The 14,028-nt window shown below is 65.3% G+C and carries 18 protein-coding genes; 9 read left to right on the forward strand and 9 right to left on the reverse strand.

Annotated features, from left to right (window positions below; translation table 11 throughout):
* The first annotated feature begins 81 nt into the window (after positions 1–81).
* Entirely contained in the window at positions 82–1,032 is a 951-nt protein-coding gene (locus H2040_RS06160; RefSeq protein WP_287155990.1) for an ABC transporter ATP-binding protein, read from the forward strand.
* Complete coding sequence (locus H2040_RS06165) at positions 1,029–2,474, forward strand: ABC transporter permease (RefSeq protein WP_287155992.1); 1,446 nt, start codon at positions 1,029–1,031, stop codon at positions 2,472–2,474. The genes H2040_RS06160 and H2040_RS06165 overlap by 4 nt, the downstream gene beginning before the upstream one ends.
* 121 nt (positions 2,475–2,595) lie before the next feature.
* Here H2040_RS06165 and rpsU read toward each other — a convergent pair whose 3' ends face one another.
* Positions 2,596–2,817, reverse strand: coding sequence for a 30S ribosomal protein S21 (rpsU, locus tag H2040_RS06170; RefSeq protein ID WP_027068482.1), 222 nt, complete (start codon positions 2,815–2,817; stop codon positions 2,596–2,598).
* A 174-nt stretch (positions 2,818–2,991) separates the two neighbouring features.
* Here rpsU and H2040_RS06175 point away from each other — a divergent pair, with 174 nt between their 5' ends.
* Positions 2,992–3,660, forward strand: coding sequence for a COQ9 family protein (locus H2040_RS06175; RefSeq protein WP_022698509.1), 669 nt, complete (start codon positions 2,992–2,994; stop codon positions 3,658–3,660).
* 23 nt (positions 3,661–3,683) lie between these two features.
* Here the strand turns inward: H2040_RS06175 and H2040_RS06180 are convergent, their stop codons facing one another.
* A complete protein-coding gene (locus H2040_RS06180; RefSeq protein ID WP_287155994.1) occupies positions 3,684–4,763 on the reverse strand; it encodes a 5-(carboxyamino)imidazole ribonucleotide synthase in 1,080 nt (359 codons plus the stop codon).
* Complete coding sequence (gene purE, locus H2040_RS06185; protein ID WP_022698511.1) at positions 4,763–5,251, reverse strand: 5-(carboxyamino)imidazole ribonucleotide mutase; 489 nt, start codon at positions 5,249–5,251, stop codon at positions 4,763–4,765. The genes H2040_RS06180 and purE overlap by 1 nt, the downstream gene beginning before the upstream one ends.
* Positions 5,252–5,400: 149 nt before the next feature.
* Between purE and H2040_RS06190 the strand changes: the two genes are divergently transcribed.
* Positions 5,401–6,081, forward strand: coding sequence for a GGDEF domain-containing protein (locus H2040_RS06190; RefSeq protein ID WP_287155995.1), 681 nt, complete (start codon positions 5,401–5,403; stop codon positions 6,079–6,081).
* 20 nt (positions 6,082–6,101) lie between these two features.
* Here the strand turns inward: H2040_RS06190 and H2040_RS06195 are convergent, their stop codons facing one another.
* A complete protein-coding gene (locus H2040_RS06195) occupies positions 6,102–6,305 on the reverse strand; it encodes a YdcH family protein (protein WP_022698513.1) in 204 nt (67 codons plus the stop codon).
* A gap of 184 nt (positions 6,306–6,489) precedes the next feature.
* Between H2040_RS06195 and H2040_RS14295 the strand changes: the two genes are divergently transcribed.
* On the forward strand, positions 6,490–6,645 hold the full coding sequence (locus H2040_RS14295) for a YdcH family protein (protein WP_353844809.1): 156 nt from the start codon (positions 6,490–6,492) through the stop codon (positions 6,643–6,645).
* Between the two features lie 95 nt (positions 6,646–6,740).
* Positions 6,741–7,553 carry an SDR family NAD(P)-dependent oxidoreductase gene (locus tag H2040_RS06200; protein ID WP_022698515.1) on the forward strand — a complete coding sequence of 271 codons (813 nt, stop codon included), beginning with the start codon at positions 6,741–6,743 and terminating at the stop codon, positions 7,551–7,553.
* Here the strand turns inward: H2040_RS06200 and H2040_RS06205 are convergent.
* On the reverse strand, positions 7,520–7,987 hold the full coding sequence (locus H2040_RS06205; RefSeq protein WP_287155996.1) for a MerR family transcriptional regulator: 468 nt from the start codon (positions 7,985–7,987) through the stop codon (positions 7,520–7,522). The genes H2040_RS06200 and H2040_RS06205 overlap by 34 nt on opposite strands.
* Positions 7,988–8,070: 83 nt before the next feature.
* On the opposite strand from H2040_RS06205, the gene H2040_RS06210 reads away from it, so the two are divergent.
* Entirely contained in the window at positions 8,071–8,640 is a 570-nt protein-coding gene (locus tag H2040_RS06210; protein ID WP_287155997.1) for a methyltransferase family protein, read from the forward strand.
* Between the two features lie 32 nt (positions 8,641–8,672).
* On the opposite strand, the gene H2040_RS06215 is transcribed toward H2040_RS06210, so the two are convergent.
* On the reverse strand, positions 8,673–9,359 hold the full coding sequence (locus H2040_RS06215; RefSeq protein WP_022698518.1) for a DUF1013 domain-containing protein: 687 nt from the start codon (positions 9,357–9,359) through the stop codon (positions 8,673–8,675).
* A 187-nt stretch (positions 9,360–9,546) separates the two neighbouring features.
* Positions 9,547–10,524, reverse strand: coding sequence for an NAD(P)H-quinone oxidoreductase (locus H2040_RS06220; protein WP_287155998.1), 978 nt, complete (start codon positions 10,522–10,524; stop codon positions 9,547–9,549).
* A 94-nt stretch (positions 10,525–10,618) separates the two neighbouring features.
* On the opposite strand from H2040_RS06220, the gene H2040_RS06225 reads away from it, so the two are divergent.
* Together H2040_RS06225 and rcdA are read left to right on the forward strand one after the other, a co-directional pair.
* Complete coding sequence (locus tag H2040_RS06225) at positions 10,619–10,804, forward strand: DUF1192 domain-containing protein (RefSeq protein WP_022698520.1); 186 nt, start codon at positions 10,619–10,621, stop codon at positions 10,802–10,804.
* Positions 10,805–10,925: 121 nt separating this feature from the next.
* Positions 10,926–11,447 (forward strand): protease adaptor protein RcdA, encoded by a 522-nt coding sequence (gene rcdA, locus H2040_RS06230; RefSeq protein ID WP_353844810.1) that lies wholly within the window; start codon positions 10,926–10,928, stop codon positions 11,445–11,447.
* Positions 11,448–11,466: 19 nt separating this feature from the next.
* Here rcdA and rpmE read toward each other — a convergent pair whose 3' ends face one another.
* Both rpmE and H2040_RS06240 read right to left on the reverse strand, forming a co-directional pair.
* The gene (gene rpmE / locus H2040_RS06235; protein ID WP_022698522.1) at positions 11,467–11,688 is read right to left on the reverse strand and encodes a 50S ribosomal protein L31; all 222 of its coding nucleotides are present in this window, start codon (positions 11,686–11,688) and stop codon (positions 11,467–11,469) included.
* A gap of 108 nt (positions 11,689–11,796) precedes the next feature.
* The coding region (locus H2040_RS06240; RefSeq protein ID WP_287156001.1) for a PBP1A family penicillin-binding protein at positions 11,797–14,028 on the reverse strand (2,232 nt) is incomplete at its 5' end.

Genomic DNA, 14,028 nt, shown 5'->3' on the forward strand with positions numbered 1-14,028 from the left:
CGTTACGGGCTGACGAGTATGAATCGAGCCTCTATCGTGACGCCAGATGCACAATCAGTTCAGCCGCGACGGGGACAATTCATGAATAACGGGCCGGACGCCCCGCCGCTTTCGCTTGAGGCGGTTTCCAAGAGCTTCAGCGGCAAGCCCGCCGTGCGGGATCTGAGCTTCACGGTCCGCCAGGGCGAAATTTTCGGCTTTCTCGGTCCCAACGGGGCGGGCAAGACCACGTCCCTGCGCACGGCCCTTGGCATCATGACCCCCGATCAGGGCCGCGTCATGCTGTTCGGCGCGCCGCCCAGCCAGAAAAACCTGCGCCGGGTCGGTTTCCTTCCCGAAGAACGCGGCCTCTACAAGAAAATGACGGCGGAGGCGGTGATCGTCTTCTTCGCCCGCCTGAAGGGTATGGGCCGCGGGGAGGCGCTGAAGAAGGCGCGCGCCCTGCTGGACCAGTACGGGCTTGGCGACGTGGCGCAGAAGAAGCTGAAAACCTTTTCCAAGGGCATGGCCCAGAAGGTCCAGATTCTGGCCGCCATCGCGCACGATCCAGAGCTGGTCATCCTGGACGAGCCGTTTTCCGGCCTCGACCCGGTGAACCAGCGCACGCTGGAATCGCTGGTCCGCGGCCTGGCCGACGGCGGCGCGACGGTGATCTTCTCCACCCATGTGATGGAGCACGCCGAACGGCTCTGTGACCGCATCCTGCTGCTCTCCAAAGGCCGCACGGTGTTTGAGGGCGCGGTCTCCGCCGCGCTGGACGCTGCGCCGCGCCGGGTCTTCGTGGAAACCGACGCGGACGTGGATGTGGCGGCGCTGACCGCCGCCATCCCCGGCGCCTCCGCGGCGCGCGAGGGCGAGGCGGAGACGGAAGGCGTGCGCTGGCGCGTCGATCTTCCTGAAGGCGCCTCCACACAGCCCGTGTTGCACGCTTTCGTGGACAAGGGCGCGCCCCTGCGGATGTTCGAACCGATGCGCACCCATCTCCATGACGCCTTTGTTGAACTGGTTGAGCGGGAGGACCGCCCCTCATGAATCGTCTCTTCCTGATCGCCCGCCGCGAATATCTCTCCTATGTCGCCACCTGGGGTTTCTGGATTTCGCTGGCCACCGTGCCGCTGTTCATGGCGGCCGGCTTCATCGTGCCCCAGCTGTTCGAACGCTCAACGCCTGAGCGCGCCTATGTCGTGATTGCCGATGATCCGGCGGTCGGGACGGCGATCGAGGATTATCTTGACGCCGAATACGCCGATGAGGTGGACGCCGTTCTGGGGGCCATGGTCTCCGCGCAGGGCGGCGATGCGGCGGGCGACGCCTATGACGCGGCGCGCGAAAACGGCGCTGCGCCGCTGGATGCGGCCATGGAGGCCGGTCTGGCGCCGGAAGCGGCGCAGGCCGCCGCGGACCAGACCCGCCGCAACTATGTGCGCGTAGAGGCCCCTGAGCGGACCGTGGAGGGCTTGCGGCCCTATCTGACGGGCGCGCGCCAGCTGGACACGCCCGAAGGCCCCCGCGACCTCCACGCGGCCCTGTTCGTGGAAGGCGATGCGCAGGCCGGATATTCGCTGGATTACTGGAGCGCCAATCTGTCCAATCAGGATCTGATGGACGAGGCGCGCCGCGCGCTGGGCGCGGACATGGCGGACGCCTATCTGCGCGACGCCGGGGTGGACCCAGCGGTGGTGGCCGAAGCCGAGGACCGGCGCCCGGAAACCCGCGCGCTCAGCCCGGAAAAAACCGAAGGCGCGGAAGAGGTCACGTTCGAGGACCGCCTGCCTTATTTGTTGGGCGTCGGGGCCGGATTCGTCCTGTGGTCGATCCTGTTCTCGGTCGCCAACATGCTGCTGACTTCCACCATCGAGGAAAAGGGCAACAAGATCCTCGACTCCCTGCTCGCCTCTGCCCGGTTGACGGAGATTCTGGCCGGCAAGCTTCTGGGCGTGGCGGGCGTCAGTTTCACCCTGCTGGCCGCATGGATCATGGCCGGCCTGGGCTTTGTCACGGTCGTGCAATTCGTGGTCGGCGGGGATGAGCCGCTGGCGCCGATCTTCGGCGCGGTGCTGGATCCGGGGCTCCTTCTGCCCTTCGCCTTCTATTTCGTGGTTGGCTATCTGATGTATGGCGCGGTGTTCATGGCCATCGGCTCGCTCTGCGAGACGATACAGGAGGCGCAGACCTTCATGAGCCCGCTGATCATCATTTTGATGATTCCGCTCGCCTTCCTGGTGTTCGCGGCGCAGAATCTGGATTCTTCGCTGCTGGCCATTGCCAGCTGGATCCCGCCCTTCACGCCCTTCCTGATGATCGCGCGCCTGCCCACCGATCCCCCGCTATGGGAGATCGTGGCGACCTCGGCGCTGATGCTGGTGACGATGCTGGCCATCCTGCTGGCGGCCTCCGCGGTCTTCCGCATGGGCGCGCTGGGGCAGGCCGGGATTGGCAATCTGCGGCGGCTGGTGCCGGGCATGAAAAGCTAGGGAAGCCGCAATTTCCGGCATTCCGGAAACACAAAGCGCCGCGCGGAGGTCAGCCCCCGCGCGGCGCTTTTTTATTCAGGTCGCTGTCGCGCGCTCCGGCAGGGCGCCGGAGCCGTCGCGCCTAGCGGCGCTTGGTGGTGAGACCTTCGCGCTGAGCCCGTTTACGCGCAAGCTTGCGCGCGCGGCGAACCGCTTCGGACTTCTGGCGAGCGCGCTTTTCTGAAGGCTTTTCGTAGAAGGCGCGCCGCTTCATTTCGCGGAACGTCCCCTCGCGCTGCATTTTCTTCTTCAGCGCCTTCAGCGCTTGCTCGACATTGTTGTCGCGAACATAGATCTGAACGATGGCTCTCGCCCTCCTAAACGCATGTTTGTTGACGCGGCGGTCGATGCCGCTACCAGCGCCAAACACGAAACCCGTGGAAGGCGCGCGATATAGCGGAGCTAAAAGGGCCTGTCCAGATACAAGCCGCATCGCCGCATGGCTGTTTCTCACCAGATTAGATAGTGTCTTTTCGCGATGATTGAAGAGTTTCCCCATCTGGACGCCGCCCGCCGGGCCATTCTGGAGGCCGCGCTGCCCATCGCCGCCTTTGACGGCTGGACTCGCAAGACCCTGATCGAGGCGGCGCGCGACGCCGGCCTGCCCGATGGCGCGGACGAGCTTTACCTGCCGCGCGGCCCTGTCGATCTGATCGATTTCTGGGGCAGGGAGTGCGATCTGGCGATGGAAAACGCCTATGCGGCGGCCGATACGGCGGACATGAAGGTGCGCGACCGCGTCACCTTCGCCGTGATGGCGCGGCTGGAGCCGATGCGCGGCGACCGGGAAGCGGCGCGGCGCGCGGTGGCGCGGCTGTCCCTGCCGGACGCCGGCGGGACCGCGCCGCGCATTCTGTGGCGCGCGGCCGACAGCATCTGGCGGGCGATGGGCGACAAGTCCACGGACGGCAACTGGTATTCCAAACGCGCCACGCTTTCGGGCGTGATCGGATCCACTTTCGCGGTGTTTCTGGAGGATCAGGACCCCGAAATGGCCGAAACGCGGGCGTTTCTGGATCGCCGGATCGGCAATGTGATGGAATTCGAGAAGGCGAAAGCGAACTTCCGGCGCTTCAAATCAGCCCTGCCGGACCCGCTGAAGACGCTGTCGAAACTGCGTTATGGCGGCGTGAAACGCTACAACTAGGCCTTAAAAACAGGCCCAAAACCTTACGATTTCAGCGGTGAAACGCGCGTCACGTGGCCCATTTTGCGGCCCGGGCGGATGTCGTTCTTGCCGTAAAGATGGATGTGCGCGCCTGATTCCCGCGCCAGATCCGGCCAGGTTTCCGCGTCCTCGCCGATCAGATTGACCATTTGCGCGCGGCCCAGCGGCGCCGGATCGCCCAGCGGCCAGCCCGCGACGGCGCGGATATGCTGCTCGAACTGGCTGGTTTGCGAGCCTTCGATGCTCCAGTGCCCGGAATTATGGACGCGCGGAGCGAATTCATTGACCAGCAATGCGCCGTCTTCGCACTCGAAAAGCTCCACCCCGATCACGCCGACATAGTCCAGCGCCTCCAGAATGGCGCGCGCGATGCGGTTTGCCTCGTCATTGACGGCCGGTTTGGTCTCCGCCGGCGAGGTGCTGCGCCACAGAATGCCGTCGCGGTGTTCATTTTCCGCCAGCGGATAGGGCACGAAATCGCCGTCCAGAGACCGCGCGGCGATCACGGAGACCTCCCGCACGAAGCCGCACATCGCTTCCAGGATGCAGGGGCGGCGGCCCAGCGAATCGAAAGCGCTTTCCAGTTCAGCCGCGGAGCCGACTTTCGCCTGCCCCTTGCCGTCATATCCGCCGTGGCGTGTCTTCAGGATGGCGGGAAAACCGACCGATTCCGCCGCGCCCGCAAAGTCATCGGGGGATGAAACAGCGGCAAAGGCCACGGTCGCCGCGCCGGACTCATTGACGAAGGTCTTTTCCTTCAGGCGATCCTGCGCCACTTCCAGCGCCTTCGCGCCGGGCCGAAGCGGAACGCCGGCGCGCTCCACGGCGCGGGCGGTGTCGGCGGGGACGTTTTCAAACTCGTAAGTGACCACGTCGCAGCCGCGCGCGAACGCCTCCACCGCGTCCAGATCGTCATATCCGGCCACCGTAGCGCCAGCGGCGGTGCGTTCGGCGGGGGAATTGTCCTGCGGAACGAAGATTTGGACGTCAAAACCCAGCGGCGCGGCGGCCATGGCCAGCATGCGGCCCAGCTGACCGCCGCCCAGAATGCCGATCGTGGAGCCGGGAGGGAGCGCCGTCATCAGCCTTCGGGCGACTCCGGCACGGAATCACGTTGCCGGTCGCGCCACGCCTGCAGCTTCTCCGCGACAGCTTCATCCTGCAGGGCGATCACGGCGGCGGCCAGAAGCGCGGCGTTCTTGGCCCCGGCCTTGCCGATGGCCAGCGTGCCGACCGGAATCCCGGCGGGCATCTGGACGATGGAGAGGAGCGAATCCAGGCCCGAAAGCGCCTTGCTTTCAATGGGAACGCCGAAAACGGGCAGCGGCGTCATGGCGGCGGCCATGCCGGGCAGATGCGCCGCCCCGCCGGCGCCGGCGATCACGCACTGGAAGCCCTCGGCCTTCGCGCCCTTGGCGAAATCATACAGACGGTCAGGAGTCCGGTGGGCCGAAACCACGCGCGCATCATAGCTGACGCCGAGTTCGTCCAGAATCCCGGCGGCTTCGGAAAGGGTCGGCCAGTCCGAGGTCGATCCCATGATTATGGCGACCCGCGGCGCTTTGCTCATGTCGCTGCCCCAGTTGAAAGAAGCGCGGGAGAATAGGCGCGAAGTCTATCGCGTCAAGCGTGGCCGTCATTGACGCTTTCTTAACCGTGAAACGCGATTTTCTATTTTGATTAACCATGATCCGCTGCAAGAGGCCCGGACAAGCCGCAATGAAAATCGCGCCCGTTACCCGGAAAAGCCCCGAGCAATTCGAGCCGGATTCGACACAGCGTCCGAATCTGACCATCGCCGCGGACAATGATCCAAAACCCGATGACCGGTTCAACCGCCTGCTTTCAGAAATCCGCCGCCTGCACGCCGAATCGGAACGGCTGCGCGGCCGGATACAAGAGCTGGAGGACCTGGCCGACACCGACGCTTTCCTGCCGATCTTCAACCGCCGCGCTTTCGAGCGCGAGCTGGAGCGGGAAATCGCGCTGGCCGACCGCCACCGCACGCCGCTGTCCGTGGTCTTTATCGATCTGAACGGGTTCAAGCAGATCAATGACCGCTTCAGCCACGCCGCGGGCGACGCGGTTCTGATGAATGTCGCCGATATCCTGCGCCACAGCGTCCGCGACACCGATGTCGTCGGCCGGCTGGGCGGGGATGAATTCGGGGTGATCCTGCACCGCTCCGCCTATGACGACGCCGCCGCCAAGGCGGAGCGTCTGGCGCACGCTATCGCGGGCCAGCCCATCGTGTTCGAGGGCAATCACTGTGAAGTGGGGGCCGCGGCCGGGGTCTGCGCCTGGCGCAAGGGCGAATCGGCCCCGGAAATCCTGGCCCGTGCGGACGCGGCGATGTACGCCAACAAGGCTGAAAGCAAGCGCGCCGAACCGGCGGCCTGAAATCGCGCTCTTCCGCCTGTCTAGGCGATGATGTCCGGCGTCAGCTGGTCTTCCAGAAAACCGATCCGGTCTTTCAGGGCCAGCTTGCGCTTCTTGAGGCGGGCAATCTTGAGCGGATCGGAATTGGCCGAACCCTGCATGGCCACAACCTCGTCATCCAGTGAGCGGTGCTCGCGCCGCAATTCGTCGAGAGCCTGAAGAATTTCCTCGTTTTCGCCCAGCACGGCCGCGCGCCTCCCGTGAGTTCCGCTGATCAGTGATTATACGTCATTCCCGCTGAGGGGGAAAATATCAAGCCCGCCATATGGGCGTGATTGTGATGTGACGACCGCCCCCGACTGTGTTCTTATGGAGTCATTGTCAATCATTCCACCGAGAGGAGATTGGGATATGGCGAGTGAAGTCCGTATGCAGGACCTTGATCAGAAACACCGTTCCGTCGACATGAAGCTTCAGGCGGAACTCAAACGACCAACCTGCGACGACCTTATGGTAGCTGAACTCAAGAAACAGAAACTCGCCCTAAAGGATCAGATGCGCGCCCTCAGACACGGCGGCCACTGAAACAAGCTCCCGCTGACATCAGCCTGGGAGCTTTTTTAATTCCGGAAAGAAAATAGGGTCCGCCGACAGGCAGCGGCGGATCACAGGGAGCCCTGATGGCTGAAGAACGCGTGGCAATCGTCACAGGCGCGGCGCGCGGCATCGGACTGGCGTGCGCGCGGCGCTTCGCCGCCGATGGCGCAAAGGTCGTGCTGGCGGACCGTGACGACAAGGCGGGCCGCGAGGCGGCCAAGGAACTGGGCGACGAGAAGACCGCCCTTTATGTGCATTGCGACGTCTCGTCACGGCTGGAGGTTCACAACCTCATCGCCGAGACGCTGTCGGCCTTCGGGCGGATTGACGTGCTGGTGAACAATGCCGGCATGATCTCGACCGGCACGATACTGGATCTGGAAGAGGACGCCTTCGACAAGGTGATGGGCGTCAATCTGAAAGGCGCGTTCCTGGTGGCCCAGGCCGTCGCCCGGCAGATGGTGAAACAGGTCGAGGATTCCGACGAGCGTGTGCGCGATCTTCGCCGCCGCCACGCCATCATCAACATGTCCTCGATCAACCAGACGGTCGCGATTCCCAACCAGCTGGCCTATTGCGTTTCCAAGGGCGGCATGGGGCAATTGACCAAGGCCATGGCGCTGGCGCTGGCACCCTACAATATCCGGGTCAACGGCATCGGGCCGGGCAGCGTGCAGACCGACATGCTGGCCGCGGTGAACGAGGACAAGGCGGTGATGAAGAAGCTGCTGTCCCGCACGCCGATGTCGCGCATGGCGGACGCGGACGAGATTGCCGGCGTGGCGGCGTTCCTCGCCTCCCCGGATTCGTCCTACATCACAGGCCAGACCATCTATCCCGATGGCGGGCGGCTTGCGCTGAACTATACGGTCCCCGCGCCGGGTGAAGAGGAATAGCGTAAGTCCCCGTGGTTCCGGACGCGGCAGTTTTCATGGTCCGAAAGTGATTCCATGACGGCGCAGGCGGCGATTTCTCCGCCCGCGCAAACCGCCGCCATGCGCTTCAATTCCTTCTCCAGCGCGCGAAGTTGGCGCATCCGTTCACGCACGTCAGCAAGCTGGCGGCGGGCGATTTCGTCGACCGCCTCGCAGTCGTTTCCCGGCTGAGTCTGCAACTCGATCAATTCTCGGATCGCGGGGACGGGAAAGCCCAGTTCACGGGTGTGGCGGATGAACGCCAGGCGCCGGACCGCCGCATCGTCATAGACGCGCTGACCGCTGACCGTCCGGTCTGGCGTGGGCATCAGGCCGATGGATTCGTAATAACGGATCGTCGTGATCTTTACGCCGGCGTCTTTCGACGCGCGCCCGATTGTTCGCGTGCGGGCCATCCCGGAATGCTCCTTGCCTCTACAGTGGCTGTAGACATTAGACGTCTTTGCGAAGTTTCAAAATTCGCAAGGAGACACCCGGCATGCTTCCCGAAACAGACCCGAAAACTGTCGTGGCCGCCGCGATGGCGGCGAACGCCTTCCTCACCGCGCCTCTGGCGTTGCTGATAAAGCGGGATTTCCGGCGTCTGGGCCGGGCCTCGTGGGCGACGGCCGTCTGGAGCGGGATCGCCATGCACGGCCACGCTTTGACGACCTTCGCAATCGCGTGGCTGGACCGGGGCTCGCTCTATGCGCCCGCGGCGTGGAGCGCGGCGGCGGGCGGGGCGCTGGCCGGTACAGGGCTTTTCATTATCGTACTGGGACGCAGGGCCTATGCCTCGCGCGCCCGGGTCTACGGCCTGAGGGAGGACGAACTGATAGAGCGGGGCGTCTATCGCAGGACGCGCAATCCGCAATATGCCGGTTATGGCGTCATGTTCGCGGGCGCCGCCATTGCGGCGGGCTCATCGCTGGCGTTCGTCTTTGCAGGCGTGTTCGCTCTGCTGATCCATGTCTACATCACATGGGTGGAGGAGCCGCACCTCAAGCGCGCGTTCGGGGCCGAATATGACGCCTATTGCGCGCGCGTGGGGCGGTATTTCCGCTTCTAGCGCGGCTCCTCTGCAAGTTTGCGGCGAAGCCGTCAGTCCTTCTTGGGGGACTCGCCGAACAGTTCCTCGACCGTTTCGGGGGCCTTGCGGACCGGCTCGGGGTCGCGCATGGCGCCGCCGGTCTCGGTCGCGGGCTTCAGCGTATCGCCTTCGTCTTCCGGCTTGATGCCCTTGGCGGCGTCCTCGCGGCGCTTCTTCTCGGCCGCTTTCTGGACGATGGCGTCCAGTTCGGACTGCGCGCACAGGCCCAGCGCCACCGGGTCGACCGGCTTGATGTTCTGGGTGTTCCAGTGGGTGCGGTCGCGCACGGCGTTGATCGTGGTCTTGGTCGTGCCGATCAGCTTGGCGATCTGGGAATCGGGGATCTCCGGATGATTGCGGACCATCCAGGCAATGGCGTCCGGGCGGTCCTGACGGCGCGAGAGCGGCGTATAGCGCGGCGCTTTCTTCTTGTTGTGGCTGAGCTTGTCGGCGTGTTCGTGCTCGACCGCGGTCAGCGCGTAATTCCCGTCATTCTCGGCGCGGCCGATTTCGTCCCGCGTCAGCTGACCGTTGGAAATCGGGTCCGCCCCGCGCACGCCGGCGGCGACGTCGCCATCGGCGATGCCCTTCACCTCAAGCGGGTGCAGGCCGCAGAAATCGGCAATCTGCTTGAAGCTGAGCGAGGTATTGTCGATCAGCCAGACAGCGGTGGCTTTCGGCATCAGGATTTCGGTCATCGAAGGGCTCCTTAAAGCAAGGCGTAAAAACAAAAACCCGGCGCTGCGGCGCCGGGCTTTGGAACTCAAAACGGTCGTCCGCCGCCCCGGCCGTGGAGCGAGCGCGTTGAAAACGGCTCAGCTGCAACGCGGACGGTGCGTCTTAACAGGCACCATATAGGCGAGCGCCGCGCGTTTGAAAACACCTTCACACTGTCAGCAGGATCTTTCCGGCGTGATCGGCGCTGTCGATGCGTTCATGGGCCTTTTCAGCCTCTTCCAGCGGAAAGACGCTGTCGATTACCGGTTTAAGCTTGCCCGCCGCAATCATCGGCCAGACATGGTCGCGCACCTGCCCCGCGATGCGCGCCTTTTCCTCCGCCGGGCGGGCGCGCAGGGTGGAGCCGGTGAGGGTCAGCCGCTTGAGCATCAGACGCATCAGGTCGAGCTGCACTTGCGAGCCGTTCAGATAGGCGATCTGCACGCAGCGGCCGTCCATGTTCAGAAGGTCGAGATTTTTCTGAACATAGTCGCCGCCGACCATGTCCAGCACCACGTCCGCGCCGCCGGCCTCCTTGACGATCTCCGCGAAGTCTTCTTCGCGGTAATTGACGCCGCGCTCGGCCCCCAGGGTCTCGCACAGCGCCGCCTTGTCCGGCGTGCCGGCGGTGGCGAACACGCGCGCCCCGCGCGCCGCGGCCATCTGGATGGCCGTCGTGCCGATCCCGCTCGCCCCGCCATGCACCAGCAGGGTTTCGCCCTCCTTCAGGGCGCCGCGCTCGAACACATTGGTCCAGACGGTGAAACAGGTTTCGGGAAGCCCCGCGGCCTCCTGCAGGGTCAGGCCATCGGGTACGGGCAGGACGCTGCCGGCGTCCGCGAGGGCGTATTCAGCGTAGCCCCCGCCGCCCAGCAGGGCGATCACGGCGTCGTCCTCGGAGAAGCCCTCCACGCCTTCGCCGATCGATGCGATACGGCCCGAGACCTCCAGGCCCAGAATATCGGTGGCGCCGGGCGGGGGCGGATAGAAGCCCATGCGCTGTATCACGTCGGGGCGGTTCACCCCGGCGGCGGCGACGCGGATCAGGACCTGTCCCGGTCCGGGGCGGGGGATTTCGCGGGATTCGAGAACCAGCGCCTCCGGCCCTCCCGGCTCCGGCGCTGTGACCGCGCGCATCGATTCCATAATCAAGACTCCGAAAAACCTGCCTGATCCGCTACAATGACGGTTTCGCGACGCGCCGGAAAGGCGCGCGGGTGAAGCTTGAGGAGGAGAGGCCATGTTCGACGATCTGGAGCCTGCGAAACCGGCTGGCGCGGTGCTGGGGGAAGACCTTTCCCGACTCTCCTGCGAGGAACTGGAAGAGCGGCTGGGCGCGCTGGACCAGGAAAAGGATCGCGTCAGCGCGGAGCTGAAGTCCAAGCGCGCGGGACGCGACGCGGCGGATTCGATTTTCGCCCGATAGGGGTATGGCCCGGGCGTTGCTAGGGACGTTACAAGTTCGCCGCCTTCGGGGCGGAAATCTGTAACGCTCCGCATGAATGGGGGAGCGCGGCCTGATGAGGGCTGCGCGCAATCTTGTAAATATGACCGAACCGGCGATTGACCCGCTTGACGATTCCACGAATGCACGCGCGCGCCGCGTGCGGGATTTTGCTTCCTCTGAAATGTTCTCCCGCGCCTTCGAGGAAGGCATGAACCTGGTCGAGGAGACCGCCGCCTATCTGGACGGGCCGGGCCGCGAGGAATCGCGCCAGCTGTCCCGCGCCGGGGCGGTGGCCTATGCCAGCGAGAGCATGCGCCTGACCACGCGCCTCATGCAGGTGGCCTCATGGCTGCTGGTGCAGCGGTCCGTGCGGGAAGGGGAAATGACGCCGGAAACCGCCGCGCAGGAGAAATTCCGCCTGGCGGAAGAGGCGAAAGGGCGGGCCAGCGCGGAGGATCATGAAATTCCGGCGCGGCTGAAAGACCTTCTGGCGCGGTCGCGCAAGATCTATGAGCGCTCACAGCGCATCGACCAGGGCCTCTACAAGACCCTGAAATCAGCCAATCCGGTTGGAAAACAGGTCGACCGGCTGCGCGAGGCGTTTGAAGCGCGCCGGCCCTGACCAAAGCAAATGGCGTTGCTTAAACGCCGAAGCCCTTGAACTTGTCCTTGAAGCGGGAAACGCGGCCGCCGCGGTCCATCAGCTTCTGGTCGCCGCCGGTCCAGGCCGGGTGCGTCTTGGTGTCGATGTCCAGCTTCAGGACATCGCCCTCTTTGCCGTAGGTCGAGCGCGTCTGATAGGTCGATCCGTCCGTCATCTCGACGGTGATCATGTGGTAATCGGGATGAATATCCTTTTTCATCGCACGCGCTCTTTCAGCCAAGGTTGTGGAGCCCTTGCGGCCCCGTTCAATAGGAAGGCGGGCGATATATAGCCTATTCGCCCGGGCGTAAAGCCGCGGCGCTGCGCTTTACTCGCCCCAGACGCCGCGTCCGGCGCGCCTGGCCTTGCGTTCGGCGTCCTTCAAGAGGCCCGGCGCGTCGTCCGCCGCCTTGCCGCCGCCATTGAAGATCACCGCTTCGGAAAGGTCCACGCCGCCCGCCTCGCACCGCCAGGCTTCCAGCCGCGCGGGGCGGCAGACAACCTCGCCATTGCCGCGATTGTCGATATAGGCGCCCATATTGGCGGCATAGGGATCGCCCAGACCGTCCACGCCTTCCAGCCGCACGATCTGGCCCTCGACGCGCAGCGTCCCGGTGTCCAGCACCTCCGCCGCGCCGGCCAGCGGCTGTGAGGAGCCGCGTTCGCGCACCACCGGCACGGCGCCGGAGCGGGCCCTGGTCATGAAGGCTTTCCAGGTGCGGGCCGGCAGGCCGCCGCCGGTCACCTTCGCCTCCATCGGCGAATTGTCGTCATTGCCCATCCAGACGCCGACCACCATGCCGTCGGCAAACCCGATGAACCACGCATCGCGATAATCCGAAGTGGTGCCGGTTTTCCCATAGACGCGCGCGCCGGGAATCTGCGCGGCGCGCCCCGTGCCGCTGGCGACGACGGAACCGAGCAGAGTCAGCGCCTGATTGCGCGGCCACGCCGCCTGATCGGCATCGCCCACGGGGGGCGAGAACACCGCGCCGCCGGGCGCGGCCGCCAGGCTGGCGGCGCCGGAGAAGCGCTGTTCCTGATTGGCGGCGATCACGGTGATCATGTGCGGCGAGACGCGCTCCCGGTCCGCGGCGACCGCGGCATAGGCCGAGGTCAGCTCCAGCAGGGTCGCCTCGCGCGCGCCCAGCGCCAGGGAGGGTTCGGGCTCCAGCGGGCCCTGCAGGCCCAGACGGCGGGCGACGCGAATGACATTCTCCCGTCCCACCGCCTCCTGCACGCGCACGGCGGCGGCGTTGTAGGAATTGGCGAAGGCCTGACGGATCGTCACCCGGCCATGGAAGTCGCCGCCATAGTTTTGCGGCTCATAGCCTTCGATATTGATCGGGGCGTCGTCGATGGCCGATTCCGGCGTAAAGCCCTGTTGCAGGGCCGTCAGATAGACAAACAGCTTGAAGGTGGAGCCGGGCTGGCGTTCGGCCTGCGCGGCGCGGTTGAAGGCGCTGGCGGTGTAGTCGCGCCCGCCGGTCATGGCCAGTATCGCGCCGTCATAGCTCATCGCCACCAGCGCGGCCTGATCGGGGCCGCCCTCGCCGGCGTTTTCCAGCGCCTCGTCGATGGTCTGGTCGGCCAGGATTTGCAGGCGGGGGTCCAGCGTGGTCTCGACGCGGAAATCACCGCCCGTGCCGCCGATCAGCACCCGCGCCTCGGACGCGGCATAGTCGGCGGCGTAGCCATAGACCGGCGCTTCGGCCGGCGGGCGGGCCAGATGCGCAGGCTCTCCGCGGGCGGCTTCCGCCTCCTCGGCGCTGATCGCGCCGGCATCGACCATGGCGCCCAGCGCAACGTCCGCGCGCTGCACGGCGGCGTCATAGGAATGCAGGGGCGAATTGCGGGACGGCGACTGGATCAGCCCGGCCAGCATGGCGGATTCGGACAGCGTCAGGTCGGCCGCGTTCTTGCCGAAATAGCGTTTGGACGCGGCCTGCACGCCATAAGCGCCGCCGCCCAGATAGACGTTGTTCAGATAGCGCTCCAGGATCTCGTCCTTGGACAGCCGGGCTTCCAGCCACAGCGTGATGACCGCTTCCTGCGACTTGCGGGCGAAAGTGCGGTCAGCGGAGAGATAGGAAATCTTGGCCAGTTGCTGGGTGATGGTGGAGCCGCCCTGTTCGACCCCGCCTTCCTGCACATTCACCCAAAGCGCGCGCGTGATGCCGCGCGTATCGATGCCGCCATGGGCGTAGAACCGGCGGTCCTCCATGGCCAGAACGGCGTCGAGGAGATGCTCGGGAAAAGCTTCCAGATCGATATAATCGCCGCGCGAGACGCCGCGCGTGGCGACGATCGCGCCATTATTGGCGGCGATGTCATAGGCGGCTTCGGAGGCCGGCCGGCCGTCGCCAGGCGGGGGCAGCGTCCACAGAACAGCCAGCGCGACAATGGCGAACGCCGCGATGGCGGCGAACGCTGCGCCCAGCGCAATCAGTCCGCGCCTTATTGCCGCCGTCCGCGAACGGTTCGATGATGGCGTCTGGTCATCGCGCCCGTTTGGGCGTTCAATCTGAGTGTCGTTCATCTGGAGGTTCGGTCCATGATC

The organism is Euryhalocaulis sp. (assembly GCF_013911995.1).
GTDB classification, from domain to species: Bacteria; Pseudomonadota; Alphaproteobacteria; order Caulobacterales; family Maricaulaceae; genus Euryhalocaulis; species Euryhalocaulis caribicus.